Annotated in this window: 25 protein-coding genes; 11 read left to right on the top strand and 14 right to left on the bottom strand. The window is 64.6% G+C overall.

The features are described from left to right. The first annotated feature begins 87 nt into the window (after positions 1 to 87). The 3 genes from ALVIN_RS01535 to ubiD all read left to right on the top strand — a co-directional run bounded on the left by ALVIN_RS01535 (position 88) and on the right by ubiD (position 4,350). The gene (locus ALVIN_RS01535) at positions 88 to 657 is read left to right on the top strand and encodes a CNP1-like family protein (protein WP_148217431.1); all 570 of its coding nucleotides are present in this window, start codon (positions 88 to 90) and stop codon (positions 655 to 657) included. 143 nt (positions 658 to 800) lie between these two features. After that, positions 801 to 2,843, top strand: a complete 2,043-nt coding sequence (gene prlC / locus ALVIN_RS01530) for an oligopeptidase A (RefSeq protein ID WP_012969544.1) — start codon at positions 801 to 803, stop codon at positions 2,841 to 2,843. A gap of 22 nt (positions 2,844 to 2,865) precedes the next feature. Continuing rightward, a complete protein-coding gene (gene ubiD, locus ALVIN_RS01525; RefSeq protein WP_012969543.1) occupies positions 2,866 to 4,350 on the top strand; it encodes a 4-hydroxy-3-polyprenylbenzoate decarboxylase in 1,485 nt (494 codons plus the stop codon). A 16-nt stretch (positions 4,351 to 4,366) separates the two neighbouring features. Here ubiD and ALVIN_RS01520 read toward each other — a convergent pair whose 3' ends face one another. The 4 genes from ALVIN_RS01520 to ALVIN_RS01505 form a co-directional block, all read right to left on the bottom strand. Continuing rightward, on the bottom strand, positions 4,367 to 4,645 hold the full coding sequence (locus tag ALVIN_RS01520) for an RNA recognition motif domain-containing protein (RefSeq protein WP_012969542.1): 279 nt from the start codon (positions 4,643 to 4,645) through the stop codon (positions 4,367 to 4,369). Between the two features lie 444 nt (positions 4,646 to 5,089). Then, on the bottom strand, positions 5,090 to 5,317 hold the full coding sequence (locus tag ALVIN_RS01515) for a glycine zipper domain-containing protein (protein ID WP_012969541.1): 228 nt from the start codon (positions 5,315 to 5,317) through the stop codon (positions 5,090 to 5,092). Positions 5,318 to 5,407: 90 nt separating this feature from the next. Continuing rightward, positions 5,408 to 5,806 (bottom strand): Rap1a/Tai family immunity protein, encoded by a 399-nt coding sequence (locus ALVIN_RS01510; RefSeq protein WP_012969540.1) that lies wholly within the window; start codon positions 5,804 to 5,806, stop codon positions 5,408 to 5,410. 16 nt (positions 5,807 to 5,822) lie between these two features. Next, positions 5,823 to 6,719 carry an SDR family oxidoreductase gene (locus tag ALVIN_RS01505; RefSeq protein WP_012969539.1) on the bottom strand — a complete coding sequence of 299 codons (897 nt, stop codon included), beginning with the start codon at positions 6,717 to 6,719 and terminating at the stop codon, positions 5,823 to 5,825. Between the two features lie 15 nt (positions 6,720 to 6,734). On the opposite strand from ALVIN_RS01505, the gene ALVIN_RS01500 reads away from it, so the two are divergent. Continuing rightward, a complete protein-coding gene (locus ALVIN_RS01500; protein WP_012969538.1) occupies positions 6,735 to 7,022 on the top strand; it encodes a 2Fe-2S iron-sulfur cluster-binding protein in 288 nt (95 codons plus the stop codon). Positions 7,023 to 7,211: 189 nt separating this feature from the next. Further along, positions 7,212 to 7,832 carry a hypothetical protein gene (locus ALVIN_RS01495; RefSeq protein ID WP_012969537.1) on the top strand — a complete coding sequence of 207 codons (621 nt, stop codon included), beginning with the start codon at positions 7,212 to 7,214 and terminating at the stop codon, positions 7,830 to 7,832. 98 nt (positions 7,833 to 7,930) lie between these two features. Here the strand turns inward: ALVIN_RS01495 and ALVIN_RS01490 are convergent, their stop codons facing one another. From ALVIN_RS01490 to ALVIN_RS01475, 4 genes are all read right to left on the bottom strand, one after another. Further along, a complete protein-coding gene (locus ALVIN_RS01490; protein ID WP_012969536.1) occupies positions 7,931 to 9,712 on the bottom strand; it encodes an AAA family ATPase in 1,782 nt (593 codons plus the stop codon). A gap of 48 nt (positions 9,713 to 9,760) precedes the next feature. Further along, the gene (locus ALVIN_RS01485) at positions 9,761 to 10,516 is read right to left on the bottom strand and encodes a uroporphyrinogen-III synthase (protein WP_012969535.1); all 756 of its coding nucleotides are present in this window, start codon (positions 10,514 to 10,516) and stop codon (positions 9,761 to 9,763) included. Positions 10,517 to 10,519: 3 nt separating this feature from the next. After that, positions 10,520 to 11,446 carry a hydroxymethylbilane synthase gene (hemC, locus tag ALVIN_RS01480; protein ID WP_012969534.1) on the bottom strand — a complete coding sequence of 309 codons (927 nt, stop codon included), beginning with the start codon at positions 11,444 to 11,446 and terminating at the stop codon, positions 10,520 to 10,522. A 187-nt stretch (positions 11,447 to 11,633) separates the two neighbouring features. Then, a complete protein-coding gene (locus ALVIN_RS01475) occupies positions 11,634 to 11,900 on the bottom strand; it encodes a hypothetical protein (RefSeq protein ID WP_012969533.1) in 267 nt (88 codons plus the stop codon). Between the two features lie 228 nt (positions 11,901 to 12,128). Between ALVIN_RS01475 and ALVIN_RS01470 the strand changes: the two genes are divergently transcribed. The 5 genes from ALVIN_RS01470 (at position 12,129) to ALVIN_RS01450 (ending at position 17,827) form a co-directional block, all read left to right on the top strand. Then, complete coding sequence (locus tag ALVIN_RS01470; protein WP_012969532.1) at positions 12,129 to 15,002, top strand: 2-oxoglutarate dehydrogenase E1 component; 2,874 nt, start codon at positions 12,129 to 12,131, stop codon at positions 15,000 to 15,002. Then, the gene (gene odhB / locus ALVIN_RS01465) at positions 14,999 to 16,264 is read left to right on the top strand and encodes a 2-oxoglutarate dehydrogenase complex dihydrolipoyllysine-residue succinyltransferase (protein WP_012969531.1); all 1,266 of its coding nucleotides are present in this window, start codon (positions 14,999 to 15,001) and stop codon (positions 16,262 to 16,264) included. Before ALVIN_RS01470 ends, odhB begins: the two co-directional genes overlap by 4 nt. Then, positions 16,257 to 16,796 (top strand): retropepsin-like aspartic protease family protein, encoded by a 540-nt coding sequence (locus ALVIN_RS01460; RefSeq protein WP_012969530.1) that lies wholly within the window; start codon positions 16,257 to 16,259, stop codon positions 16,794 to 16,796. Before odhB ends, ALVIN_RS01460 begins: the two co-directional genes overlap by 8 nt. A gap of 2 nt (positions 16,797 to 16,798) precedes the next feature. Further along, positions 16,799 to 17,305, top strand: a complete 507-nt coding sequence (locus ALVIN_RS01455) for a retropepsin-like aspartic protease family protein (protein WP_050750265.1) — start codon at positions 16,799 to 16,801, stop codon at positions 17,303 to 17,305. 90 nt (positions 17,306 to 17,395) lie between these two features. Next, positions 17,396 to 17,827 carry an alpha/beta hydrolase gene (locus ALVIN_RS01450; RefSeq protein WP_012969528.1) on the top strand — a complete coding sequence of 144 codons (432 nt, stop codon included), beginning with the start codon at positions 17,396 to 17,398 and terminating at the stop codon, positions 17,825 to 17,827. 3 nt (positions 17,828 to 17,830) lie between these two features. Here ALVIN_RS01450 and ALVIN_RS01445 read toward each other — a convergent pair whose 3' ends face one another. After that, on the bottom strand, positions 17,831 to 19,144 hold the full coding sequence (locus ALVIN_RS01445; RefSeq protein ID WP_012969527.1) for a DUF3422 family protein: 1,314 nt from the start codon (positions 19,142 to 19,144) through the stop codon (positions 17,831 to 17,833). Between the two features lie 235 nt (positions 19,145 to 19,379). On the opposite strand from ALVIN_RS01445, the gene ALVIN_RS01440 reads away from it, so the two are divergent. After that, positions 19,380 to 20,837 (top strand): formylglycine-generating enzyme family protein, encoded by a 1,458-nt coding sequence (locus ALVIN_RS01440; protein WP_012969526.1) that lies wholly within the window; start codon positions 19,380 to 19,382, stop codon positions 20,835 to 20,837. 46 nt (positions 20,838 to 20,883) lie between these two features. Here the strand turns inward: ALVIN_RS01440 and ALVIN_RS01435 are convergent, their stop codons facing one another. From ALVIN_RS01435 to ALVIN_RS01415, 5 genes are all read right to left on the bottom strand, one after another. Beyond that, the gene (locus ALVIN_RS01435) at positions 20,884 to 21,618 is read right to left on the bottom strand and encodes a type III pantothenate kinase (protein WP_012969525.1); all 735 of its coding nucleotides are present in this window, start codon (positions 21,616 to 21,618) and stop codon (positions 20,884 to 20,886) included. A gap of 14 nt (positions 21,619 to 21,632) precedes the next feature. After that, a complete protein-coding gene (gene birA / locus ALVIN_RS01430) occupies positions 21,633 to 22,631 on the bottom strand; it encodes a bifunctional biotin--[acetyl-CoA-carboxylase] ligase/biotin operon repressor BirA (RefSeq protein WP_012969524.1) in 999 nt (332 codons plus the stop codon). Then, positions 22,624 to 24,459, bottom strand: a complete 1,836-nt coding sequence (locus ALVIN_RS01425) for a M61 family metallopeptidase (RefSeq protein WP_012969523.1) — start codon at positions 24,457 to 24,459, stop codon at positions 22,624 to 22,626. The genes birA and ALVIN_RS01425 overlap by 8 nt, the downstream gene beginning before the upstream one ends. A gap of 127 nt (positions 24,460 to 24,586) precedes the next feature. Further along, on the bottom strand, positions 24,587 to 24,862 hold the full coding sequence (locus ALVIN_RS01420) for an RNA recognition motif domain-containing protein (protein ID WP_012969522.1): 276 nt from the start codon (positions 24,860 to 24,862) through the stop codon (positions 24,587 to 24,589). A gap of 362 nt (positions 24,863 to 25,224) precedes the next feature. Then, the gene (locus ALVIN_RS01415; protein WP_317623701.1) at positions 25,225 to 25,653 is read right to left on the bottom strand and encodes an H-NS histone family protein; all 429 of its coding nucleotides are present in this window, start codon (positions 25,651 to 25,653) and stop codon (positions 25,225 to 25,227) included. Between the last annotated feature and the right edge of the window lie 24 nt (positions 25,654 to 25,677).

Genomic DNA, 25,677 nt, shown 5'->3' with positions numbered 1-25,677 from the left:
CAAGGAGCGGCGACGATGGACTCGACCCAAGGCGAGTCCTGTCGCATCATGGTCGGCCTCCTCTCGATGCATGACCCATGGCACCCAATGAGACAGATCCGATTCACACGACTCTATGTCCTGTTCGCCATTCTTTGGGCCACCTCGGTTCCCGCCGAGGAGAGTCCCTTCATCCACGAGCCGGAACCCTTCACGCCGTCGAGCGTCAAGCCCGGAACACCCTGGACCGAGGCGCTGACCCGGTTGCCGCCGTTGCCGGCCGACGCGGATCTGATCGAATTCAGGCTCGACGGCCCCCAGGATTCGTTTCGCTATTTCATCGACGGCAAGCATCTGAACGTCGGTCCCGATGAGGTGGTGCGCTATACCCTGGTCGCGCGCTCCGGCACGGGCGCGCGCAACCTCTCCTTCGAGGGCATCCGCTGCACGCCTCAGGGCCACTACCGGGTCTTCGCCTATGGCACCGGCAGCGGATTCACGCCCGTGAACGAAGACTGGCAAGGGATCGGTCCGGCGACCGAGCGCTATCGGGTCGAACTCCAGCGCCATCATTTCTGCATTCCGCGCGCCTTCAAACCCAGGCCGCTCAAGGACATCAAACGCTCGCTCCAGGGGCACATCGCCCCACGCCAGAACAGCGGTTTCCTGCCGGACTGAATCGCCTCGAACGGCCTTGAATGACGGTTTGGAGCCGCGATCTTTTGTCGGTCTGACGCGCAAGGCTTTATCATGACCGTTCGATGACCACGCGCGCGGTCGTCCACCGAACACTCGTCAACCGACCACGGATCACGCCATCCATGCCCAATCCACTCCTCGATCAAGCCGGTCTGCCGGCCTTCAACCTGATCCGTCCCGAGCACATCGAGCCGGCCGTCGACGCCCGGCTGGCCGAGTGTCGTGAAGCGATCGAACGGCTGACGCGCGAGGTCGCGGTGCCGACCTGGGAGAACTTCGTCGAGCCGCTCGACGAGGTCGACGATCGCTTGAACCGCACCTGGTCGCCGGTCGGACACCTCAACGGCGTACTCAACAGCGAGGCGCTGCGCGCGGCCTACAACGCCTGTCTGCCCAAGCTCAGCGAGTACGGCACCGAGGTCGGTCAGAACGAGGCGCTGTTCCAGGCCTATCGCGCCGTCGCAGCCCAGGAACATCTGGACGCGGCGCAACGCAAGCTGCTGGAGAACGCGCTGCGCGACTTCCATCTCTCGGGCGTGGATCTGCCGCCAGAGAAAAAGGCGCGCTACAAGGCGATCAGCCAGGAGCTGTCGCAACTGACCAGCAAGTATTCCGAAAACGTGCTGGACGCGACCAACGCCTGGAGTAAACACATCACGGACCAGACGCGGCTCACCGGCCTGCCCGAATCGGCGCTGGCGCTGGCGCGTCAGAACGCCGAACGTCAGGGACTGGACGGCTGGCTGTTCACGCTCGACATGCCCTATTACCTGCCGGTCATGACCTATGCCGACGACCGTGAGCTACGTTTCAAGTTCTACGAAGCCTTCGGTACGCGCGCCTCGGATCAGGGACCGCACGCCGGACAGTGGGACAACACCGAACTGATGGAACGCATCCTGGCCCTGCGTCACGAGCTGGCGCAACTGCTCGGATTCGCCAACTATGCCGAGCGCTCGCTCGCGACCAAGATGGCGCGCTCGCCTGACGCGGTGCTGGGCTTCCTCGACGATCTGGCCGCGCGCTCAGTCGGACAGGCACGGCGCGAGCTGGCCGAACTGGAGGCATTCGCACGCGAACAGCATGGCGTCGAGCAGCTGGAACCCTGGGACATCACCTATTACTCCGAGAAGCTGCGCGTCCATCGCTACCAGATCAGCCAAGAGGAACTGCGCCCCTACTTCCCGATCACGCGCGTCCTGTTCGGACTCTTCGGCGTGGTCGAGCGACTGTTCGGCATCCACATCCAGGAGGCGCCGGCCTTCGAGACCTATCACCCGGACGTGCGCTTCTTCGAGATCCGCGACCTGCTCACCGGCGAGCTGCGTGCGCAGTTCTATCTCGATCCCTTCGCGCGTCCGAACAAGCGCGGCGGGGCCTGGATGGACGTCTGCACCAACCGGATGCACACCAGCCGCTGCGATCAGATCCCGGTCGCCTATCTGGTCTGCAACTTCACCCCGCCGGTCGGGGATCAGCCCTCGCTGCTGACGCACAACGAGGTGGAGACCCTGTTCCACGAGTTCGGGCACGGTCTGCATCACATGCTCACGCGTGTCGACTATCCGGGCGTGGCCGGAATCAATGGCGTGCCCTGGGACGCGGTCGAATTGCCGAGCCAGTTCATGGAGAACTGGTGCTGGGAGCGCGAGTCGCTGGATCTGTTCGCCGCGCACTGGGAGACCGGCGCGCCCCTGCCCGAGGAACTCTATACGCGCATGATCGCGGCCAGGAACTTCCAGTCGGCGATGCAGATGGTGCGTCAACTGGAGTTCGCGCTGTTCGATTTTCGGATGCATCGCGAATACGATCCCGCGCGCGGCGGGCGGATCTACGAGATCCTGGACGCCGTGCGCGATCAGGTCGCCGTGATCCGTCCGCCGGCCTTCCACCGCTTCGCGCATGGGTTCTCACACATCTTCGCCGGCGGCTATGCGGCGGGTTACTACAGCTACAAATGGGCCGAGGTGCTCTCGGCGGATGCCTTCTCGCTGTTCGAGGAGCACGGCGTCTTCGATGCCGACACCGGGCGTTCCTTCCTGGAGAACATTCTGGAGAAGGGCGGATCGGAAGACGCCATGACGCTGTTCGTCAAATTCCGTGGACGCGAGCCGACGACCGATGCGCTGCTGCGTCATTCGGGCATCGTCGCCGAAGCGGCTTAACTAACAGGAGTCTCGAACCAGGATGCAATACCGCGATCTGCGCGACTTCATCGACCAGCTCGAACAGCGCGGCGAGCTGCACCGCGTCAGCGTCGAGGTCGATCCCTATCTTGAAATCACCGAGATCTGCGACCGCACCCTGCGCGCGGGCGGTCCGGCACTGCTGTTCGAGCGGCCCAAGGGATCGCGGATTCCGCTGCTCGGCAATCTGTTCGGCACGCCCAAGCGGGTAGCGCTCGGCATGGGTGAGGAATCGGTCGAAGCCTTGCGCGAGGTCGGTCGGCTGCTCGCTTTCCTCAAGGAGCCCGATCCGCCCAAGGGCATGAAACAGGCCTGGGAGACGCTGCCGATCTTCAAGAAGGTGCTCGACATGGCGCCCAAGGTACGGCGCAACCCGGCCTGTCAGGAGGTCGTACTGAGCGGTTCGGAGATCGATCTCGGTCGCCTGCCGATCCAGCACTGCTGGCCGGGGGATGCGGCGAAGCTCATCACCTGGGGACTGGTCATCACGCGCGGGCCGGACAAGCCGCGTCAGAACCTGGGCATCTACCGCATGCAGGTGCTCGGACCCAACCGCGTCATCATGCGCTGGCTGTCGCATCGCGGCGGGGCGCTCGACTATCGCGACTGGCAGCGCGCCAAACCCGGCAAACCTTTCCCGGTCGCGGTGGCGCTGGGCGCCGATCCGGCGACCATCCTCGGCGCCGTGACGCCTGTACCGGACACGCTGTCGGAATATGCCTTCGCCGGTCTGCTGCGCGGCAGCCGCACCGAGCTGGCGTCCTGTCTGGAATCCGATCTCCAGGTTCCGGCCAACGCCGAGATCGTGCTCGAAGGCCACATCTACCCGGACGACATGGCCCCCGAGGGACCGTTCGGGGATCACACCGGCTATTACAACGAGGTCGATTCCTTCCCGGTCTTCACCATCGAGCGGATGACCCACCGGCGCGACCCCATCTATCACAGCACCTACACCGGCCGTCCGCCCGACGAACCGGCGGTGCTGGGCGTGGCGCTGAACGAGGTGTTCGTGCCCATCCTGCGCAAGCAGTTCCCCGAGATCCAGGATTTCTATCTGCCGCCCGAGGGCTGTTCCTACCGGCTCGCGGTGGTCAGCATCCGCAAGCAGTATCCGGGACACGCCAAGCGGGTGATGATGGGTGTGTGGTCGTTCCTGCGCCAGTTCATGTACACCAAGTTCGTGATCGTGGTCGACGAGGACGTGAACACGCGCGACTGGACCGATGTCATCTGGGCCATGACCACGCGCATGGACCCGGCACGCGATACCCTGATGATCGAGAACACGCCGATCGACTATCTGGACTTCGCCTCGCCGGTATCCGGCTTAGGCTCGAAGATCGGATTCGATGCCACCAACAAGTGGCCTGGGGAGACGACGCGCGAATGGGGACAGCCGATCCGCATGGACGAAGGCGTCCGCGAACGGGTCGACCGGATCTGGGGAGACTTGGGGATACAGCTCGAACCGCGCCAGGGCTGACGCGGTTCGAGGTCGATCAGTAGCGACCGCCGCCGCCCCCACGGGGACGCTCGGCGCGCGGTCTGGCCTCGTTGACGGTCAGCTTGCGGCCCTTCATCTCGGTTTCGTTCAGGGCCTTGATGGCCGCGTCGGCCTCGGAGTTGTTGGGCATGTCGACGAAGCCGAATCCCTTCGACTGACCCGAGAACTTGTCCTTGATCACCTCGGCGGAGGCCAGTTCACCGAACTGACCGAAGATGTTCCGCAGTTCGTCGTCGTTCATGCTATAGGGCAGATTGCCTACGTAGATCCTCATCGCTTCTGTCTCTCACGCTCATCGTGGTGTGTGTCGATCGGTCGATACCGCCGCGGGCCAACACACAAGCCGACGCGACAGCCATGGAAACACCGTACTGACCTCGATGACAGCGGGCCAACAACAGGCGTGAGTCGGAGACGGACCAGAGGATCGACCGATCGAGCGGGCCAAACCAGGAGTGGGCGGAGTTTGAGCGGGCGGCTGACCGCTGGCGGCCAGACAGCCGGTCTGTCTGATGGACTCGGCGGACGCATGGGCGGGCGCGCTGGCCAATGACAAACCCCGGAACATCCGGAGTGGCAAGGTATTGAGTGCTCGCTTGGGCTGTTGGAATCCTGGCCTTGGCCACCGATTGCAGTTTGAGCGAAAGCTAGTGGATGCGCGTCCTTGCGTCAACCGGGGTTCGATAAAAAACCGTAGTTCTCGACCAAGTATTATCACCTAGTCGATATGGCCCTTTTCGTGCTGGTCGTAGAGATAACCGCCCAGCGCGCCGACACCGGCCCCGATCAGGGCGCCCCGACCGGCGTTGGCATTCATGGAGCCAATGAGCGCACCGCCGGCCGCGCCCATGGCCGCGCCGCTTCCCGCGCGGCTACCCGTGGTGGTGCCACAGCCGGCGAGCACCAGAGCCGCCGACAGAATGCCAATGAATGCCATCGCTTTCATGGTTGGATACCTCGTATCGTTGCGTTCGATGACGTGCCGGGTGTTCTGACCCGGCCCTCGTCGTTTTGAGTCCTGGATCACCCGCTGGGTTCAGCGGCGCTCGCAGGGATACTTGGCCGCCAGCGCGCGCACCAATCCGACGACCGGCTGCTCGGCCATCAGCTTGGCATCGTCGGACTGGCGATCGGCCCACGCAATGAAAACCTGCTTGCCGTCCTCGATGGTCGTGCCCTTGGGATAGCAGACCAGCCGCTTGAGCTTGCGGCGTGCACTGATCTCGTCGTGATACTGCACGGTCGCCTCGATGAAGGCACGACAGGCCTGATTGGCCACCACGAATCCGGGCGAGTCCTCGGTCAGGGCACAAACCTCGTAGAGATTGGCCGTGGTGTCGAAGCGGAAGGACGCCTCGTCGGTTGCGCCAGCGCCCTGGCTGGCCAGGGTCGCGGCGCACAGCAGCGCCAGAGGTAGAGCGTGTGTCTTCATCATCGATCTCTCCAGATTGTCACGCCATCGTCGGCCTGTGCAGGCCCTGTTCGCCGAGTGCCTGAGCCAACCCTTCGCTCAGGGTCGGATAACGCAACTCGACACCCAAATCCTCGCGCAGTCGGCGGCTGGACAGCCGTCGCGATTCGCTCATATAGCCCATCATGCCCTCGGACAGATGCGCGGAGGCCTCGGCCATGGTGATCAGCGGCGGGTGGGGCAGACCGGCTGCCTCGGCGATCCGGATGAAGTAATCGGTCATGGTGCTCGGCTGGCCGTCGCTGACGTTGAAGATGGCGCCATGGCGTCCCCGTTCCATGGCGGCGACACAGACCGTCACCAGATCATCGACATGGATACGGTTGCTGTAGGGCGCCTCTTCGGGACGCACCAGGGGCAGACCGCGTTTCAGACGCTCCAGCGGCAGGCGGTCAGGGCCGTAGATACCCGCGACCCGCAGCACGATCAGCTCGCCGCCGTGTTCCCGGCTCCAGCGGCGCAGACACTCCTCGGCGTCCAGGCGCCGCCGCGAACGGTCCAGCGTAGGCTGAGTCGGCCAGTCTTCGTCGACCCAGGCACCGGCGCAGTCGCCATAGACGCCCGTGGTGCTGATGTAGACTAGGCGGCGGGGATGACCGGCCTGGTCGAAGGAGGCGACCAGCCGGCGCGTATGCAGATCCTCTTGTCCCTGAGCCGGCGGCGGGGCCAGATGAAACAGGCGTGTTCCGGCCAGTGAGCCGGGCATGGGATCGGCGCCGGTCAGATCATGGCGCACGGCCGGGATGCCGGCGGCGGCCAGACGCTCCAGTCCGCTCCGGCTCCGGACCAGACCGAGCACCGAGTCGCCCCGTTCGATGTATTGGCGCGCCAGACGCTCGCCCACATAGCCACAGCCGACAATCACGATATGCTGCATGAGTTTGCTTCCACCATGAGTTTCAAGATCGAGATCTTACCCGATGGCCCGAGCTTCGAGGCCAATCCCGGCGAGACCCTGCTCCGGGCCGCGCTGCGTCAGGACGTCGAGTTGCCCAATGGCTGTCGCAGCGGCCATTGCGGCGCCTGCGCAATCACGCTCAAGAGCGGCTTCATCCATTATCCCAGTGGAGAGATCGAGGCGCTGCATGGCCGACCGGCCGGTACCTGTCTGACCTGTCAGGCGGTCGCGCACTCGGATCTGACCATCGAGGTCAAGCCGCCGCCCGTGCTGGCACTGTGACGGTGCTAGCCAGAAGACAGGCGGCTTCGGCATACTGAGTGCTGACGCCGATGGCGCGCGGTTGCGTCGCAGCAAACCGAGTCGCCTTGGCCGATTCCCTGACCGTCAACCCCCAACGACACCTTGCCTACAGGGCGCCGAATCCACCCGATGTCTGGATGCCGCGCCAACACTGGAGTCGATCGACTGATGTATCCCTTTGTGCGCGTCTTCCTCGCTGGTCTGCTCGCTCTGCTCATGAGCGCCTGTGCCACCGGCCCCGTCTCCTCGGTCTGGACCCAGCCGGGCCAAACGCCCAGACAGTACGAGCGGCTGGTAGTCTTCGGCGTGACCAACAGTCCCAAGGTACGGCGTGCCTATGAAGACAACTTCGTCAAGCAGCTCCAGGCGCTTGGCGTAACGGCCAGGGCCGGACATGAACTGGTCTCGGATCGGAATCTCGGTCGACTGACGCGGCTGACCGAGGGCTATGCAAAGGTCAAGGCCGATGGCGTCCTCATCACCCATCTGGTGTCCGATGAAGCGCCCAACCCCCGACCGGCGGCGCGGATCGGTTCGGTGCCCGATCACTACCGCCACCTGGTCGGCTATTTCAGCCAGGTCTACGAGGAAGTCTGCGCACCGGGCTACTACAGCGATCTCAAGTCGCTGCGGCTCGAAACCAATCTCTATGACGCCAAGCAGGAGCGGCTGGTCTGGTCCGGCCGCTCCCAACCGCTCGACCCCACCTCGGAGCGCACCACCATCAGTCAGGTGATCGAGGAGATCGTCGCTCAGATGCAGCGGGATGGTTTTTTGCCAAGCCGTTGAAGGCGCAAGCGTGCAGATAGCACGAAAGACTTCAGCGTCGAAACCAAAGCTCCAATACGACGTGCCGCCGCTACATCAACGGAAAGAACAAGCCAGGATCACCCGACTTTCAATGTCCGCCACACCACACGCTCAAGGCCAAGCGCAACCACAGCAAAAGCGTGCAGCTCCGCGAAGCCATAGCGCTCTTTCAGAGCAGCCCCATAGGCACGCGCCTGAGCCTCGGCCTCGTCGAGCTTCTTCGCCACGGGCGCCAGCTCGGCAAGCGCCTCGCGTGACCGTTCGCGCACCTGCTCGCCGGTCAGATTCAGTTCCTTCAGGCTCAGATACTTGAACTCCAGCAGCAGATCCAGCACCTGGAAGCGACGCTTGTCCGGGCGCACGATCAACGCCAGATCGACATATCCGCGCCCGGTCTCCAGCTCGGAGACGGCCATGTAGAGCCGATCGTCGAACAGCAGGGTCAGAAAGGCGAATTTGACCAGCAGCTCATTGGTCCAGCGATAGTCGCGGTTGGAGAGCACCCGGAAGTAACGCTGTTCGATCAACTCAGCCAGAGGCACCAGATCGCCTCGCTGCCCCAGTGCGCGCGTCGCCTCGGGCAACTCACGCGCACTCTCGGTCAACGGCAGCCAGCGTTCGCGTAGTCGCTCGACATAGAGTCCGCGCGCCACCAGATTGGGGATGCGCAGTCGACACTCATCGAAGGACGTCAGACCCGCCAGCGTCAGAATGCCGAAGAAATAGAGCAGCGAGGCCATGAACGGCTCATCCTTCACCGCCGCCAGCACATCGGCCACGCCGAAGCGCTGCACCAGTTCCGGCACCAGTACCTGATCCTCGCCGCTCAGCGCCTCGACCAGCAGTTCCTCGCCGCCGGACAACTGCGCGATATAGATCAGCTTGTTGCGGTCCATCGCCAGATTCTCATCCAGCATCCGACGCGGATACCGCCCCTGATGCGCCAGCGCCTTGAGAAAATAAAGGCTCAGGGTCGGATTGTAGAGGCTCTCAGTAGCGTCCTCGCTGAACCGATAGCCGTTATAGAAGGTACGCATGGTCGCCAGCGCATCATCCGCCGACCAGTCGCCGCCCTCCCCCGCCAGTTGCCGCAGCACGGCCGAGACCTCGGACTCAGTGAAGCCGCACAGATCATTGAACTGGGGCAACAGATAGATGTCTTCGCCGACGTTGTAGCCGCTCGTCATGTCGCTGAGCACGATCGGCGAGACGCCGGTGATGAACACTCGATCCACGCCCAGTCCACCGGCCCCCGCCTTGACCGCCTTGAACACGCTCTTGAACAGCCCTTCACCCTGCAATAGGGTCTGGTAGCGATCCTGACTGCCGGGACGATCCGCCATCATCACCTCGTTGGCGAAGTTGTCGTACTCGTCGATCAGCAGATAGAGCCGGTGCGGGGTCGCATGCACGGCACCCAGCACGGACTGGAAAGAGGCCAGCGCGTCGCCGGGATGAAGCTGGATCTCGCGGGTCCAGTGATCCTGATAGTCGGCGACGAACTGGGTGAGACAGCCGTTGAGATAGCGATGCAGGGCCGCTTCGATGTCGGCGATCTCGCCATAGGCGGGGATAAGCGAGAAGTCCCATTTGAGGACGAAATACTGATTGCGCAACGGCGTGGGATTCCGCCCCACGGCCAGCGAGCCGAACAGTGCATCGAACCGGTCGGCGCGATTGAGATCGTAATAGTGCTCCAGCATCGACAGCAGCAGGCTCTTGCCGAAGCGGCGCGGGCGCAGGAAGATCAGTTGATCCCCCATAGCTTCCAGGATCGCAAGGCGGTCGGTGCGGTCGAGGTACCAGTAACCGCCACGGATGAGTTTGCCGAAATCGCTCAGACCATAGGGAAATTGCATGATTTCACAGCCTCCTCACCTTGAAGGACGGGTTTTCGCACACTCCGGTCAGGACAACGCGATCAGTGCGCGCACGATGGATGAGTCGTCGGCGCGCTCGGCGACCCGGATAGTCTGAAAGCCCAGATTTCGTGCCGTCTGGGCGGTGCGCTCGGCGATCACCACCAGCGGCGTAGCCAGCAGAGACGCCTGTCCCTCCTGCCCCAGCAGCTCGGCCAGATTGAGCAATACCTCGTCACTGGTCGCCATCACGAAGTCGACTTCCTCGCGCCAGTGCGCCAGCAGCGGCGCGACATCGACCGCCGGCCGTGCGCGACGATAGACCTCGGCGAAGCGCACCTCGGCCCCACGCTCGCTCATGGCCTGGGCGAAGAGTCCTCGCCCGCCCACACCGCGCACGATCAGCACCCGCCGACCGCGCATGTCAGAAAGCTCCGGCATCTCCAGCAGCGCTTCGCTCTCGTAACGATCGTTCGGCACCAGATCGGGCGCACGCCCGGCAGCTTCCAGCGCGCGCGCCGTGCCGCGTCCGACCGCCGCCACCCGCTCGACACGCGGCCAGGTGCCGTCGGCGACCAACGCCTGCGCCTGCTCGACCGCGTTGGGACTGACGAAATACAGCAGATCCCAGGACTCGGCCAGGAGCGCCGTGGCTTCAGGGTCGTGGGTCGGCTCGATGGCGATGGTCGGAAAGCGGATGGCGCGCCCGCCCGCCGACTCGATCAGGCGGCACAGCGGCTCGGCCTGACCGGCGGGACGCGTCACCAGCACGCCGCGACCGGCGAGATCGGCAGGCGTGCTCATCGCTCAGTGCCCCATGAGTGCACTCAGGATGGCATCGGCGCCCTGCCCGAGCAGATCGTCGGCCACGCGCACGCCGATGGCCTCGGCCTCGGCGCGCGGACCGGACGCCTCGGCGCGCAGGATGCGCGAACCGTCGGTGGTCCCGACCAGCCCCTTGAGGATCAACCGATCGCCATCGAGCACGGCATGACCGCCGATCGGCACCTGACAGCCGCCGTTGAGCCGCGCGTTCATGGCACGCTCGGCGAGCACGCGGTCGGTGGTGTCGCGGTCGGCCAGCGGCGCGATGAGCTGATGCACGCGCTCGTCGTCGACGCGGCACTCGATGCCGATGGCGCCCTGACCGATGGCCGGCAGCGAGTCGACCGGATCGATGCAGTCACGGATGCGCGACTCGAAACCGAGCCGGATCAGTCCGGCGGCGGCGAGGATGATGGCGTCGTACTCGCCGGCATCGAGCTTGGCCAGACGGGTGTTGACGTTGCCGCGCAGCGGCTCGATGCGCAGATCGGGACGGCGGTCGGCGAGCTGGCACTGACGACGCAGGCTGGAAGTGCCGACGCAGGCGCCCTCGGGCAACTCGGCGAGATTGGCATAGGTGTTGGAGACGAAGGCGTCATAGGGATTCTCGCGCTCCATGATCACCGCCAGATGCAGCCCCTCGGGGAACTCGACCGGCACGTCCTTCATCGAGTGCACGGCGATGTCCGCCTCGCCGGCCAGCATCCCCTGCTCCAGCTCCTTGACGAACAGACCCTTGCCGCCGACCTTCGACAGGGGCGAGTCGAGCAACTGGTCGCCCTTGGTGGTCATGCCGATGATCTCGACGGTGAGACCGGGATGGAGCGCCTTGAGACGGGCGGTGACGTGCTCGGCCTGCCACATGGCCAGGGGGGACTTGCGGGTGGCGATACGAATGCTGTTGGACATGTTGGATCCTGGAGTCAAACCGCGTTCGACCGAAACGGGCGCAGACGTCGCCGCCGACGCGGTTCAAGATTGAAAACAAGATTGATCGACCGCGTCGGCGTGAGTGCCTGCTCGCAGGACGCGGCTTGGGGGGCGATTGTGTCACAGGATGACGCAGCAGGTCTCGGATCGGTACGCGGAACCGACCTCAGCGCAGTTCGGTATGACGGCGCCTGGTGTCGAGGATCTGCTTGGCCGTGGCCTTGTGCAATAGATGGAACAGCTTGCGTTGCGCGGCGCGGTGGCTGCTGTTGGGTTCGCCGATCAGTTCGAGGCGTGCCTGGAAATAGGCGATGTCGGCCTCAAGCTTGGCCAGCCGGATGCGTGCCTCACGACGCTCCAGTGCATCGCTCTGACGATCCTCCATGAAATCAGGGATCGCAAGACGTTCGGCGGAATCCAGATCGTTTGGCATGGCTGTTTCGGATTCGTCTGTTGCACGATCACTGTCGGTTCGGCCCGACTATTTAACGAAACGATCGTTTCAATTGCTTCCATTGACCGCAAGCTACCCGTGACGACGTGTCGGGTACACTGTCGAGTATGCTATAAAACTCGCGCGTCGGGCCGCATCCGCCGATGTCGTCCGAACCATCCCCAATAAAAACGACAGATACCACCAAAGACGATCGAGCACTCAAGCATGAGCACACTCCTAGACCTGTTCCGAGGCTCCAGCGCGCTCTATGGCGGCAATGCGGCCTTCATCGAGGATCTCTACGAGCGCTATCTGGTCGACCCGGAGAGCATCGATGTCGCCTGGCGCGCGCGCTTCGACGGCTTGCGCCAGGAGGCGGCCAACGAGCCGGCCACCGCTGAAACGCCTCATGGCCCGATCCGCGACAACTTCCGGCGTCTCGCCCAGGAGCCGCGCGCACACGCCTCCAGCCGCACGGCCGACTGTCTGGACCCGGCCGCCGCCGAGAAGCAGGCGGCCGTGCTCAGTCTCATCAACGGCTATCGCTACCGCGGCCATCAGGTCGCCGACATCGATCCGATCCGGCTGCGTGAGGCGCCGCGCATCGCCGACCTGGACCTGGATTATCACAATCTGGGTCCGGAGGACATGGACCAGGTCTTCAACACCGGCTCGCTCTATGCCCCGGATCGCCTGCCGCTGCGCGAGATCGTCAGCATGGTCCAGGAGACCTACTGCGGCACGGTCGGTTCGGAGTACATGCACATCACCAGCACGCAGGAGAAGCGCTGGATCCAGAAGCGTCTGGAAGGCTATCGCGCCAAACCCGAGCTGGACGCTGCGGGGCGGCGCTGGCTGCTGACGCTCCTGACCGCCGCCGAGGGCATCGAAAAATATCTGCATCAGCGCTATGTGGGCCAAAAGCGCTTCTCGCTCGAAGGGGGCGATGCGCTCATCCCAATGCTCGACGAGCTGATCCAGCGCGCCGGACGCCAGGGGATGCAGGAGATCGTGATCGGCATGGCTCATCGTGGCCGGCTCAACGTGCTCACCAACATCTTCGGCAAGCCGCCGGCCGACATCTTCGACGAGTTCGAGGGCCGGGTCCAGATGGACTGGCGCCAGATGGTCGGCGACGTCAAGTATCACATGGGCTTTGCGACCGATGTGGAGACGCCCGGCGGGCTGGTGCATCTGGTGCTCGGTTTCAATCCCTCGCATCTGGAGATCATCAACCCGGTGATCGAAGGCTCGGTGCGTGCGCGCCAGCGCCGCCGGGGCGATCGGACCGGCGATCAGGTGCTGCCGGTGCTCATCCACGGCGATGCCGCCTTCGCCGGTCAGGGCGTGGTGATGGAGACGCTGCAACTGTCGCAGACGCGCAGCTACGGCACCGGCGGCACGGTGCACATCGTCATCAACAACCAGATCGGTTTCACCACCAGCCATCCGCTCGACGCGCGTTCCACGCCCTATTGCACGGATGTCGCCAAGATGGTGCAGGCGCCTGTGTTCCATGTGAACGGCGACGATCCCGAGGCGGTGATCTTCGTCACCCGGCTGGCGCTCGACTTCCGCAACCAGTTCCACAAGGACGTCATCGTCGATCTGATCTGCTATCGCCGGCTCGGGCACAACGAGGCCGATGAGCCGGCGGTCACGCAGCCGATGATGTACCGGAAGATCCGCCAGCATCCGACGCCGCGCGCGGTCTATGCCGAGCGGCTGATCGCCCAGGGGCTGCTCACGCACGACGAAGAGCAGGCGATGGTCACGTCCTATCGCGACTCCATCGAACAAGGCGTGCTCATCGCGCGTCCGGTGCTCTGCGGTCTGGACAACATCGCGCGGGTCGACTGGAGTTTTTGTCGCGGCAAGCACTGGAACCAGGACATCGACACCGGCGTGCCGCTGGAGACGTTGCGCACGCTCAGCGAGGCCATGCTGCGGCTGCCCGAGGGCTTCGAGCTGCATCCGCGCGTCGAGAAACTCTGGGAGGAGCGGCGCAAGATGGCCTTGGGCGATCAGCTGCTCAACTGGGGCTATGCCGAGAATCTGGCCTATGCGTCACTGCTCGATGCCGGCATCCCGGTGCGGCTGTCGGGTCAGGATGTCGGACGCGGCACCTTCGTCCATCGTCATGCCAAGATCCATGATCAGGTGACGGGCGAGTCCTACACTCCGCTCCAGCATCTGGGGCCGCATCAGGGCGCTTTCATCGCCATCGACTCGATCCTGTCGGAAGAGGCGGTGCTCGGTTACGAATACGGCTTCGCCACCGCCGAACCGCATGCGCTCACGCTCTGGGAGGCGCAGTTCGGCGACTTCGCCAACGGCGCGCAGGTGGTCATCGACCAGTTCATCAGTTCGGCCGGAACCAAGTGGGGTCTGTACTGCGGTCTGGTGATGCTGCTGCCGCACGGCATGGAGGGCCAGGGCGCCGAGCACTCGTCGGCGCGTCCCGAGCGCTTCCTGCAACTCTGTGCCGGGCACAACATCCAGGTCTGCGTGCCGACCACGCCGGCGCAGATGTTCCATCTGCTGCGTCGCCAGATGGTGCGGCCCTATCGCACGCCGCTGATCGTGATGACGCCCAAGAGTCTGCTGCGCCATCGGCTCGCCGTCTCCTCGCTCGACGAGCTGACCCACGGCCAGTACCAGGTGCTCATCCCCGAGACCGATCCCATCGATCCGGCCGAGGTCGAACGCGTCGTCTTCTGTAGCGGCAAGGTCTATTACGATCTGCTGGAGGCCCGGCGCGCGCGCGGTCAGACCAATGTCGCGCTGCTGCGTATCGAACAGCTCTATCCCTTCCCCAAGGACGCCTTTGCGAGCGCGCTCGAACCCTATGCGCACGTCGAGGAGATCGTCTGGTGTCAGGAAGAGCCGCAGAACCAGGGCGCCTGGGACCAGATCAAGCATCGCTTCCACAACCTCATCCAGGAGGGCAAGCGGCCTTATTATGTCGGCCGCCCCGCTTCCGCCGCTCCGGCCGTCGGTCATCGCGCCGCCCATGTCGAACAGCATGAGCGTCTGATCGACGAGGCCCTGAACGGCCAGTACAACCCGACCATGAACAAAAGGATCCCGCCGCAATGAGTCTCGAAGTCCGCGTACCCGCCCTACCTGAATCCGTCGCCGATGCACGGGTGTTGACCTGGAGCAAACGGCCGGGCGAGGCGGTCAGGGAGGGCGAGAATCTGGTCGAGCTGGAGACCGACAAGGTGGTGCTGGAGGTGCCGGCGCCGCGTACCGGCGTGCTCAGCGAGATCCTGGCCGCAGAGGGCGCCATGGTCCATACCGATGACGTCCTGGCGCTGATCAGCGAGGGGGCGGTGAGCGTCGCGCCCGCCCCCAAGCCGGCGAGCACGCCAAGCACCGCTCCGACCGCAACGCCCACGCCGCCCGCCGCAGCGACCCAGCCGAACGCACCACCCCATGTCACGCCCTCGGCACGTCAGCTGGTCAAGGAACTGCACCTGGAGCCGAGCCAGATCCCCAGCCGCGATGGACGCATCCAGAAGGCCGATGTGCTGGCCTATCTGGATGCGCGCGAACATCAGGCGCCGGAGCGTCATCCCGATCTCGCCGCCGCACCGGCCGCCCAGACGCCGGTCGAACCCGCGCTCGCCCCAACGCCGGCACTCAGTGGCGAGGCCGGCCGCCCCGAGCAGCGCGTGCCCATGACCCGTTTGCGCGCGCGCATCGCCGAGCGTCTGCTCCAGGCGCAGCAGAACGCGGCGTTGCTGACCACCTTCAACGAGGTCAATCTGAGCGCCGTCAATGCCCTGCGCGCGCGCTACAAAGAGACCTTCGAGCAACGGCATGGCGTGCGGCTGGGGCTGATGTCGTTCTTCGTCAAGGCGGCGGTCGAAGCCCTGCAACGCTTCCCGGTGCTCAACGCCTCGATCGACGGCGAGGACATCCTCTATCACGGCTATTACGACATCGGCATTGCGGTCAGCTCGCCGCGCGGTCTGGTGGTGCCGATCCTGCGCAACGCCGATCAGCTCGGCATGGCCGAGGTCGAGCAGGGCATCGCCGACTTCGGTCAGAAGGCCAGGGACGGCAGTCTCAGCTATGAGGAACTCACCGGCGGCACCTTCTCCATCACCAATGGCGGGGTGTTCGGCTCGCTGCTGTCGACGCCGATCCTCAATCCGCCGCAGAGCGCCATCCTGGGTCTGCACAAGATCCAGGAGCGTCCGATCGTCGAGAACGGTCAGATCGTGGTCGCGCCCATGATGTATCTGGCGCTCACCTATGACCACAGGCTCATCGACGGGCGCGACGCGGTGCAGTTCCTGGTCGCGATCAAGGAGCTGCTGGAAGATCCGGCGCGACTGCTGCTGCGTGTCTGACGAGGAGCGCGTCCGCGACGACTGGCCCGCCCGTCTCGGTCGGGCCATGCTGTTCGGGGCCTGGATCTCCGGGCTGGCGTTGCTGGCGCTGTTCTTCCATCAATGGCTGGAACGGGACAACAATCCCAATCCGAATCCGCTCACGGTCCAGGGGGCCGACGGCGTGGTCGAGGTGGTGCTCCAGCGCAATCGCGCCGGACACTATGTCGCGAGCGGTAAGATCAACGGCGAGCCGGTGCGCTTTCTGGTCGACACGGGGGCGACCGATGTGGCGCTGTCGCTGGATCTGGCGCGGCGGCTGGATCTGCGGCTCGGTCCGGAGGGCGCCAGCCGCACCGCCAACGGCATCACCCGCACCTGGCCGACGCGGCTGGCGCGGGTCGAACTCGGCGGACTGGTCGCGCATGGCGTGCGCGCGAGCGTGCTGCCGAACATGCCGGGCGACGAGGTGTTGCTGGGCATGAGCTTCCTCAAGCCGCTCGAACTCATTCAGCGCGGCGATACCCTGACTCTGCGAGGTACCTTGCCTTGAAGATGCCTGGATCCTTTCGGTATGGCCGTCTGGCGCTCGTGGCCCTGCTAGGGCTGGCGATCGTGCTCGTGCTGAGCCAGGTCGGTCGGCGGGGCAATCCCAATCCGCGTCCGGTGGCCTATCTGGGCAGCGATGGAGTACCCGAGGTGGTGCTCAAGCAGAACCAGCTCGATCAGTATGTGGTCACTGGACGCATCAATGGCGAGCGTATCGAGTTTCTGGTCGATACCGGCGCGGCGGATGTCGCCCTGCCCTATGAGGTGGCGCAGCGGCTCGGTCTGCGGCTGCATCCGGGGGCGGTGAGCAAGACCGGCAACGGCAATGTGCGCAGTTGGACGGCCTGGCTCGACAGTGTCGATGTCGGGGGAGTGGTCGCGCATCAGGTCAAGGCGACCGTGCTGCCGAACATGGCCGGTGAACAAGCCTTGCTCGGGATGGCGTACCTCAAGCATATGGAGGTGTGGCTGGCTGGGGGGCGGATGCGGTTGCGGCCGTATGTAACCCCATGAATTGAATCGACGTTCCTCCCAATCGCATGTGACCCGATGAAAATCCTGTTTTTACACGGCTGGTACTCAGCTCCAGGCGGCGTGAAACCCATGTTTCTGCAAAGCCTGGGACATGAGGTACTCAATCCCGCCCTGGATGACGATGACTTCCAGTTGGCCGTCGACGTCGCCCAGACCGCTTACGGCCGGCACGCTCCCGATGTCATCGTCGGCTCTTCGCGCGGCGGGGCCGTGGCCATGCACCTCCAGTCCCGCGACACACCCCTGGTCCTGCTGTGCCCGGCCTGGCGCAACCACGGCCGGGTCGATCGCGTCAAACCGGAGACCTGGATTCTGCACTCACGGCAGGATGACGTCGTGGCCTATGCCGACTCGGAACAGCTGCTGGCACACAGCGGCCTGCCCGCCTCGCGGCTGATCACGACCGGGGCCGATCATCGCCTGGTCGACCCGGATTCGCTGGACGCCTTGCGATCCCTCTGCGCCGCAATCGAAAACGCTCGGATCGAACAGGCGACATGACCCCTAGACATTGGCGTGCTCGGACTTGAGCAGGCGCGCCTTCATGCGCCGGATGCCGAGCCAGGCGATCAGCACCACCAGCGGAGCGGCCAGCCCCGTGGCATAGGTGGCATCGAACATGAACGGCAGACCATGGGCCTCCAGCCCCTTGAACAGATAGCCCAGCAGTCCGACGCCGTAGTAACCGATGGCGATCACCGACAACCCCTCGACCGTCTCCTGGAGGCGCAGTTGCAGCTTGGCGCGCTTGTTCATGGATTCGAGCAGACCGCGATTCTGCTTCTGTAGCTCGACCTCGACACGCGCGCGCAGCAGACTGGTCAGACGCGCCGCGCGCTCGGCCAGTCCCTGCTGACGCTTGGCGGTCGATTCACAGGTCGCGATCGCCGGGGTCAGACGTGCGTCGAGAAACTCGGTGAGTGTCTGCAACCCCTCGATACGCCGCTGGCGCAATTGCTCCAGACGCTGCATGACCACGCTGTAATAGGCGCGCGAGGCCTCGAAGCGATAGCTGGTGCGCGCGGCCACCGCCTCGATCTCGGCGGCCAGATCGGTCAGCTCGGCCAGCAGCTCGCTCTCGGGAACCTCGTGGCTGCGATCCTCCTGGCAGGCCATGCGCGAGGAGACGGCCACCAGACGCCGTTCGGCATCGCTCAGACAGGCATTGGCCTCGCGCGCTGGCGGCAGTCCAAGCAGCGCCATGGCGCGATAGGAACTGACCTCCAGGAGACGCTTGGCCAGACGCCCGGCCTGATTCGGCGACAACCCCTGATCGCGCAGCAGGATGCGCGAGAATCCATCACTGTGGATGTGCAGATCCGAATAGGCGCGCGCCAGACCGCCGACCACCTCGGAGCCGATCACCGGATTGCCGCCGAACAGTGCGCTCAATTCGTCGAGCGAATACTCGGCCTCGCCGGCCGGTTCGAGTGCCAGCGAGACGGCGGCAACGACCTCGCCCGGAATCCCGGCGAGCCAATCGGCCGGCAGCTGGGCGATGACCGGATTGGCGAAAGGATGCGCAAACGCCCCCGGTAGACTGAAGGTATAGCTGACGAACTCGGTGTGACGCTCCCAGAGCAGCCGGATGTCGCCCAAGTGGACCAGATAATACTGCTCGACGCGCTCCGGACGCGGCACACCATAGTGTTCGAGCAGCTCGTACAGATGGCGCACGGTACGGCCGCTCCCGCGCTCGCCACAGACGGCCGCGATGTGCGACAGCCGCGCCGGCGCCTGCAACGGGATATAGGTGCGTGCATGCAACTCGGTGACGAGCTGATGGCGCAGTGGATGCTCCTTGAAGGGCACTGGCATGGATCTGGATCTCCTGAATGGATGAGGCTGGAATCGGCGGCAAGTATCGCCTCGAAATACGACGTTTAGAACCATTCCGAATCCAAGTGTTTCGAACGCAATGGACGCACCCGACCGCGGGGGGACGGGCGAACGGCACATGGACGTGAGATCCGTTTGGTCTGGTATCCCGGCTCCCAAAGTCGGACAATCACTGCAATCACCGTCCCACGACGATCGAGACCGACACACGCCGATGGCCGAGCAACCCGACTCGCAACTCTATTCCGACGCCGAGTCCGAGCTCTTGCGCAATACCCTGGAGCAGCTGCGCCAGGAGGCGGAAGAGGAGATCAAACGGCTCAGCGCACGGCTGGGCGAAGGCGACTTCGCGCCCAGCAGTCAGGTCGCGACCGCGACCGAACGGCTCGCGCTCCAGCAGGAGATGCTGCTGATGCAGCAGTCACTGGACGCCAAGGAACAGGCGCTCGATCACATCACCGAGGAGTGCCGGCGGCTCGAGGATGCGATGGAGGACAAGCATCTGGCCCTGGAGGGACTCAGAAAGGAGCTCGACCGCAAGGAGCAGTCGCTCCAGGAGGCCCATACCGAGATCGACCGTCTGCGCCAGGAATTGCTGGAGGCCAGTCGCGCCGCCGAGCAGCGCGCGGCGGCGACGCCATCCCAGCCGGTGATCGTGCGCGGAGGCAAGACGCCGCGCTGGCTGGTTCCGACCACGGGTCTGCTGGCCGTGCTCCTCACGGTGTCGGCGGTCGCCAACCTCTATCTGATGCGCGATCGTCCCGAGACGCCCGCGCCCGACCGGAACACCCGTGTCGCGACTGTCCCGGTCGAGCGCCCGCCGGTCTCCAGTGTGCCATCCGGTCCCCGAACCGAATCGGCCCCTGAGCCCAAGCCATCCGGGCCGCCCGCCGTCGCCGGGACCACCCAGCCGCCGCGCATCCATCAGGATCGCCTCCGCGACGGCACCCCAGGGCCGGCGATGGTCGTACTCGCCGGCGGCGCCTTCCGCATGGGCCACAACAGTCTCGGCGGCGAGGACTTCAGTCCGGCGCGCTCGGTGAAAGTCGGCCCCTTCATGATGGCCGCCCACGAAGTCACCTTTCTGGAGTACGACCGCTTCGCCCGCGCGACCGGCCGCGAGCTGCCCGACGATCAGGGTTGGGGGCGCGGTACGCGCCCGGTGGTCGGCATCAGTTGGGAGGAGGCGCGCGACTATACGGCCTGGCTGGCCCAGCAGACCGGCCGTCGCTATCGCCTGCCCAGTGAGGCCGAATGGGAGTTCGCCGCGCGCGCCGGAACCACCACCCCCTTCTGGTGGGGACAGAACGCCGACTCGAACCGTACCGTCTGTTTCGATTGCGGCAGCCAATGGGACAACCGTTCGACCGCCCCGGTGATGAGCTTCCCGGCCAACCCCTTTGGTCTCTACGAAACGGCCGGCAACGCCATGGAATGGGTCGCCGACTGTTACCGGGCGCGTTACCAGGACGCTCCGAACGATGGGCGCGCTCTGGTCTCGGGCGACTGCGCCAGCCGGGTCGCTCGCGGCGGCGCCTTCAACAAGCCTGCCGACTCGATGCGCGCTTTCGTGCGTGCACGCTTCGCGCCCGATACTAAGCTCAACATGCTCGGTTTCCGAGTGGCCCGCGATCCCGGACCCACAGACCAGGATGCTTCGGGTCGACGCTGACTCCGGGTCGCGTCACGACGACCGATCCGCCGACACCCACGGATATTCAATCCAGCGACAACGAGACCAGACCGCGCAGTACCAGATCGGGAATGGTCTCGCTGGGACGATCGAGATAGGGGTACACACGCTCGGCGTCACCGCCCGTGAGAATGAATCTGGGGGATTCGCCCGCCGCATCGGCCAATCGGTCATGGAGTCGGCTGGCCAACGCGGCGATGGCGCCAAGACTGCCGGCGGCCACGGCCGTCGTGGTATCCGTGGCCCAGTCGACGTCGGTCGGCTCATACTCGACGCGCGGGATGTGAGTCCCCATGAGCAGACTGGTACGCATCATCTCGACGCCGGGGAGGATGAGTCCGCCGAGATGGCGCCCATCGGCCAGCAGCAGATCGAAGGTTGCGGCGCTGCCGGCATCCAGGATGAGCGTCGCCTGCCGGCGCTCGGCATGGGCGGCGATGAGCGCCAGCCAGCGGTCGACGCCAAAGCGCTCCGGATGCTCGTAAGCGATGCACACGCCGGCAGCCGACGGCGCCACGCGGACAAATTCCGGTTCGATCCGCCAGAGCGCGCGCGTCACCCGCTCCAGCGCCTCAGCGACCGCCGGCCCCCCGACATGGCTCACGATCACGCGCTCAGGCGTCGGGATCGCCTCCCAGGCCGCCAGAAGATCGAGCGGAATCGCCCCCGAGTGACGCGCGATCCGGACCGACCACTCGGCTTCTGAGCCATGCGCTGTCCAACGCAGATTGGTGTTGCCGATATCGATGAGTAGATTCATAAGTCGAGAGGATTCTATTGGGCTTGCGTTGACACTGGACGCAGACTGACCTCGCCGGCCTGGAAGGTGCGGCACCCCTCCGATGTCTCCAAGAGCAGTGAGCCATCCTCGCCCACGCCGGCGTGGACACCCTCGATGACCCGTTCGCCGATCAGCAGGCGCACCGGCTCGCCCAGATAGGCATCATGCGCACGCCAGCGGGTGAGAAAGGGCGACAACCCCTCGCGTCCATAGCGGTCGAGCGCCTCCAGTAGCGCCTCCAGCAGACGCGCGACCAGCGCATTACGTCCGATCATGGCCGTGCCGAGCATGGTTTCGAGACTCGTCCAGGGCTGATCGATCGCGCTCCCCTGCCCGGCCGTCATGCGCAGATTGAGTCCGAGTCCGACCACCAGATGGCATGGCCCCTGAGACTCACCCGCCACCTCCAACAACAGACCGGCGAGTTTGCGCCGCCGCCACAGCAGATCGTTCGGCCATTTGAGCGCCGGCCCCTCGGTCCCGAGTCCGTTCAAGGCATCGGCCAGGACGGCACCGACCGCCAGACTCGCACCGCCCAGATTGGACGGCGCGAATGGATAGCGCCACAGCAGCGAGAGATAGAGGTTGACCCCGAACGGCGAGACCCATTCACGCCCGCGCCGTCCACGCCCGGCCGTCTGACGCTCGGCCAGACAGACGCTCCCGGAGGGCGCGCCTTCGGCGGCCAGACGCATGAGTTCGCTATTGGTCGAGCCGATCAGCGGATGGATGTCGAGCCGGCTCAGACGCGCGCGTCCCGCGTCGGACAGAGCTTCACGGATACGCTCGGCGTCGAGCAGTTCGAGCGGCGTGGCGAGCCGATAACCGCGCCCGCGCTCGGAGATCAGATCGAGTCCGAACGCCTCGGCCGTTTTGCGCAGCGTCTTCCAGACCGCCGCGCGGGTCAGCCCGAACTCGCGCGCGATGGCCTCGCCCGAGTGCGAGCGACCATCGGCCAGACGCCGGATCAAGGCAAGTTGGCGCTCATCCATCGGCGCTGACACTCGACAGCCAGGCGGCGCGTGCCTGTTTCACGCTGTCCGGGACATCCTCCAGCAGATTCAGCTCACAGGTATCCTCGGGAGCCGGCTGGGGTTGCGCGGTCAGGGTCAGCAGCTCGTCGCGCCGGAAGACGTGGAGGACGACAGACTCACCAGCGGCGCGCGCGACCAGTGTCTCCAGATTGGCGGGTGTGACGCGCAGCCCATCGAGCGCCAGCAATTGATCGCCCGGCGCCAATCCAGCGCGCTCGCCCGCGCCATCGCTGAGCACGTTCTGAATCAGGGTCTCACCCGAACGCAGACGGACCCCCAGCGTCGGCTTGGCCGTGACCGGCTCGAAGCGCTCGACATGGCCGCCGAGATCCTTGTCGCCGCGATTCGGACGCCAGCGCAGCGCCACGCCGACACTGGCCAGGAGTTCAGTCGGGTCCAGTTCAGCGGTCGAATCCAGCGCGCAGGCAAAGAAACCGCTCAGATCCAGTCCGCTGACGGCCGAGGCGATCGCCTCCACGCCCCGTTCCTCAACGCCGAGTCCGGTCCGTCCATGGACGCGCCACAGCTCGCGCATCACGTCATCGAGCGAACAAGCGCCCTGAGTGTCACGCCTGAGGGTCAGATCCAGCATCAGCGCCACCAGCGCCCCCTTGGCGTAGTAACTCACCAGGGCATTGGGTGCGTTCTCGTCGGGCTTGTAGAACTTGATCCAGGCATCGAAGCTGGACTCGGCCAACGTCTGGACACGCCGTCCGGGTGTGCGCGCCACGCGGGTCAGGGTCTGGGCGAGCAGCCCGAGATAGTCCTTCTCGCCAATGCAGCCGGCGCGCACCAGCGCCAGCTCGTCGTAATAGGCGGTGATGCCCTCGAAGGCCCACAGCGTCCGGGTCGGCGCCTCGCGCTCCAGACTCGACTCGATCAGGGCGCGCGGGCGGATGCGCTTCACATGCCAGAGATGGAAGTATTCGTGACTGCACAATCCCAGAAAGCGCTTGTAGCCCTCGGTGGGCGTGTCCTCCCCCGGCTGGGGCAGATCGTCACGGACACAGAGCAGACTGGTCGAATAGCGATGCTCCAGCCCACCATAGCCCTCGCCCAGCACCGTGACGAGAAACAGATAGCGATCGATCGGCAGTTCGCCGAAGAGCGCCGCGTGTTCGGCGCAGACGCGCGTCAGATCGTCGAGCAGGCGCCGCTCGTCGAGCCGATGCCGTCCGGTGATGGCGAACCGATGGGGAACGCCGGACACACGGAACGCCAGCTCACGGAAGCGCCCCATCTCGACCGGATGGTCGATCAGATCTTCATAGTCGTCGGCGCCATAGAGACCGAAACCACGGGGATCGACGTCGAGCGGCTCAAGGCTGGTGGCCAGACGCCAGTCGTCACAGGATTCGTCAGCGGGCGGCAGGAGTTCCAGCCGACAGGGACGGTCATCCTGTCCATGCACACGCAACAGCAGCGCCGGACCATTGAAATAGGCATGGGTCGTGTCGAGATGCGCACCGCGTACCGAGAGATCCCAGGCAAAGACGCGATAGCGAATCCGGCACGGTCCGGTGACAGCCCCAAGCGTCCAGCTCTGCTTGTCGCGCTTGTCGAGCGCGACGGGTCGGCCACACGCATCGAACGCGGAGATCGCGACGATGTTGCGTGCGAAGTCGCGGATCATGTAGCTGCCTGGAATCCAGGCCGGCATGGAGAGTACGAGCGCGCCGTCGGATGGCGGGTCGACCAGGATCTCGACCTCGAACAGATGGGCCTGAGGCGAGACCGGACAGACGCGATAGAGCAGCGTGGAATTAGACGAGGCGGAGTGGGTCATTCAGCGGCATCCGGGGACAGGAATCGAATGCCGTAACGGTAACAGATCGAAATCGCTTTTTTAAACCGCGTCTGGAGTATGGGCGGCGGTGCCGGTCGACACCGCGCCAGACGCGGTCAGCAGGTGCTTACCAGCGCGGTCCACGGCTGGCCGGGCGCTCGCCACGCGGCTTGGCCTGGTTGACCTTCAGGTTGCGGCCCTTGAGCGGAGTCTCGTTGAGACCCTTGATCGCGGCATCGGCTTCGGAGTTGTTCGGCATCTCGACGAAACCGAAGCCCTTGGAGCTGCCAGTGAACTTGTCCGTGATCAGGTTCACGCTGGAGATTTCACCGTAGGCACCGAAGGCATCGCGAAGCTCGTCCTGGGTGACGCTGTAGGCCAGGTTGCCGACATAGATATTCATCGTTCAAATTCCGTGGAAAGCGCATTGAAGAGAGTGAGAAAACAGTCGAAAAATCAATGCACAACTAATTCGACAGTCTTGGCTCCGGGTGCCGGAGCGAAGCTTGGGAGGTGGTCCGTTCCTCGCGTTGAGGAGGACGATACGGCAAGACCGGAGCGCGGTATATCCGTAAAGATACACAGGTCACGGTGACAGGCTGGCGTGCGGGTGAAATGTGAGGAGGTCAGTACGAGCGAACGCGGTTCGTTGGATTCGGTATCCAGACATCGATCACGAACCGCGTCCGAGGCAGAGGTCAGAAATGACTGCACCGGATATCACGAGCTGACGTCATACTGAGGACGTCGCGCGTGGCAGTCGTTTCAGCCCTCGACCAGTCGCAGCGAGTTGGCTTTGAAGGCTTCGCGGTCTTCCTTGGAATTCGGGTCATAGCCCTGCTGAGCCATCTTCTCCTTCATCCAGCCCGGCAGAACACCACGCGAATAAACGTTTTCAGGATTGTCCGGATCGACATAACGGCGATACTGACGATCACTGACGAGCTTGCGGCGACGGCGCAGAACCAGATTCATGATCTCTTCCGGATCATAGCCATTGTCGAGAATGATGTTTCTGATCTGTTCGACGACTGCGCCCTTGCCTTCCTCGCGCTTGTCCTTGAGCAGCTTTTCGAGCTGAGCTTTCTTGTTATCGGCTTCTTCCAGCTGACGCTGGATTTCTTCGAGGCTGAGATTGGAATGTTCCACTCGCATGTCTCCTGGTGGTGAATAGCTTGATGACTTCGGTGTCACGGAATCATGACAGCGATGCCGCTA

It is taken from the genome of Allochromatium vinosum DSM 180, assembly GCF_000025485.1.
Classification (GTDB): domain Bacteria; phylum Pseudomonadota; class Gammaproteobacteria; order Chromatiales; family Chromatiaceae; genus Thermochromatium; species Thermochromatium vinosum.
This window is presented reverse-complemented; position numbering and strand designations above follow the sequence as displayed.

Coding starts and splice junctions, on each gene's coding strand:
- ALVIN_RS01485 (WP_012969535.1), bottom strand. CDS start 10,516: ATGAGCACGCCTGCCGATCTCGCCGGTCGCGGCGTGCTGGTGACGCGT.
- ALVIN_RS01490 (WP_012969536.1), bottom strand. CDS start 9,712: ATGCAATTTCCCTATGGTCTGAGCGATTTCGGCAAACTCATCCGTGGC.
- ALVIN_RS01455 (WP_050750265.1), top strand. CDS start 16,799: ATGCCTGGATCCTTTCGGTATGGCCGTCTGGCGCTCGTGGCCCTGCTA.
- ALVIN_RS01520 (WP_012969542.1), bottom strand. CDS start 4,645: ATGAGGATCTACGTAGGCAATCTGCCCTATAGCATGAACGACGACGAA.
- ALVIN_RS01425 (WP_012969523.1), bottom strand. CDS start 24,459: ATGACCCACTCCGCCTCGTCTAATTCCACGCTGCTCTATCGCGTCTGT.
- ALVIN_RS01505 (WP_012969539.1), bottom strand. CDS start 6,719: ATGCAGCATATCGTGATTGTCGGCTGTGGCTATGTGGGCGAGCGTCTG.
- ALVIN_RS01435 (WP_012969525.1), bottom strand. CDS start 21,618: ATGAATCTACTCATCGATATCGGCAACACCAATCTGCGTTGGACAGCG.
- ALVIN_RS01500 (WP_012969538.1), top strand. CDS start 6,735: ATGAGTTTCAAGATCGAGATCTTACCCGATGGCCCGAGCTTCGAGGCC.
- odhB (WP_012969531.1), top strand. CDS start 14,999: ATGAGTCTCGAAGTCCGCGTACCCGCCCTACCTGAATCCGTCGCCGAT.
- ALVIN_RS01535 (WP_148217431.1), top strand. CDS start 88: ATGAGACAGATCCGATTCACACGACTCTATGTCCTGTTCGCCATTCTT.
- ALVIN_RS01420 (WP_012969522.1), bottom strand. CDS start 24,862: ATGAATATCTATGTCGGCAACCTGGCCTACAGCGTCACCCAGGACGAG.
- ubiD (WP_012969543.1), top strand. CDS start 2,866: ATGCAATACCGCGATCTGCGCGACTTCATCGACCAGCTCGAACAGCGC.
- ALVIN_RS01470 (WP_012969532.1), top strand. CDS start 12,129: ATGAGCACACTCCTAGACCTGTTCCGAGGCTCCAGCGCGCTCTATGGC.
- ALVIN_RS01450 (WP_012969528.1), top strand. CDS start 17,396: ATGTTTCTGCAAAGCCTGGGACATGAGGTACTCAATCCCGCCCTGGAT.
- ALVIN_RS01510 (WP_012969540.1), bottom strand. CDS start 5,806: ATGATGAAGACACACGCTCTACCTCTGGCGCTGCTGTGCGCCGCGACC.
- birA (WP_012969524.1), bottom strand. CDS start 22,631: ATGGATGAGCGCCAACTTGCCTTGATCCGGCGTCTGGCCGATGGTCGC.
- ALVIN_RS01475 (WP_012969533.1), bottom strand. CDS start 11,900: ATGCCAAACGATCTGGATTCCGCCGAACGTCTTGCGATCCCTGATTTC.
- ALVIN_RS01440 (WP_012969526.1), top strand. CDS start 19,380: ATGGCCGAGCAACCCGACTCGCAACTCTATTCCGACGCCGAGTCCGAG.
- prlC (WP_012969544.1), top strand. CDS start 801: ATGCCCAATCCACTCCTCGATCAAGCCGGTCTGCCGGCCTTCAACCTG.
- ALVIN_RS01495 (WP_012969537.1), top strand. CDS start 7,212: ATGTATCCCTTTGTGCGCGTCTTCCTCGCTGGTCTGCTCGCTCTGCTC.
- ALVIN_RS01515 (WP_012969541.1), bottom strand. CDS start 5,317: ATGAAAGCGATGGCATTCATTGGCATTCTGTCGGCGGCTCTGGTGCTC.
- ALVIN_RS01445 (WP_012969527.1), bottom strand. CDS start 19,144: ATGCCAGTGCCCTTCAAGGAGCATCCACTGCGCCATCAGCTCGTCACC.
- hemC (WP_012969534.1), bottom strand. CDS start 11,446: ATGTCCAACAGCATTCGTATCGCCACCCGCAAGTCCCCCCTGGCCATG.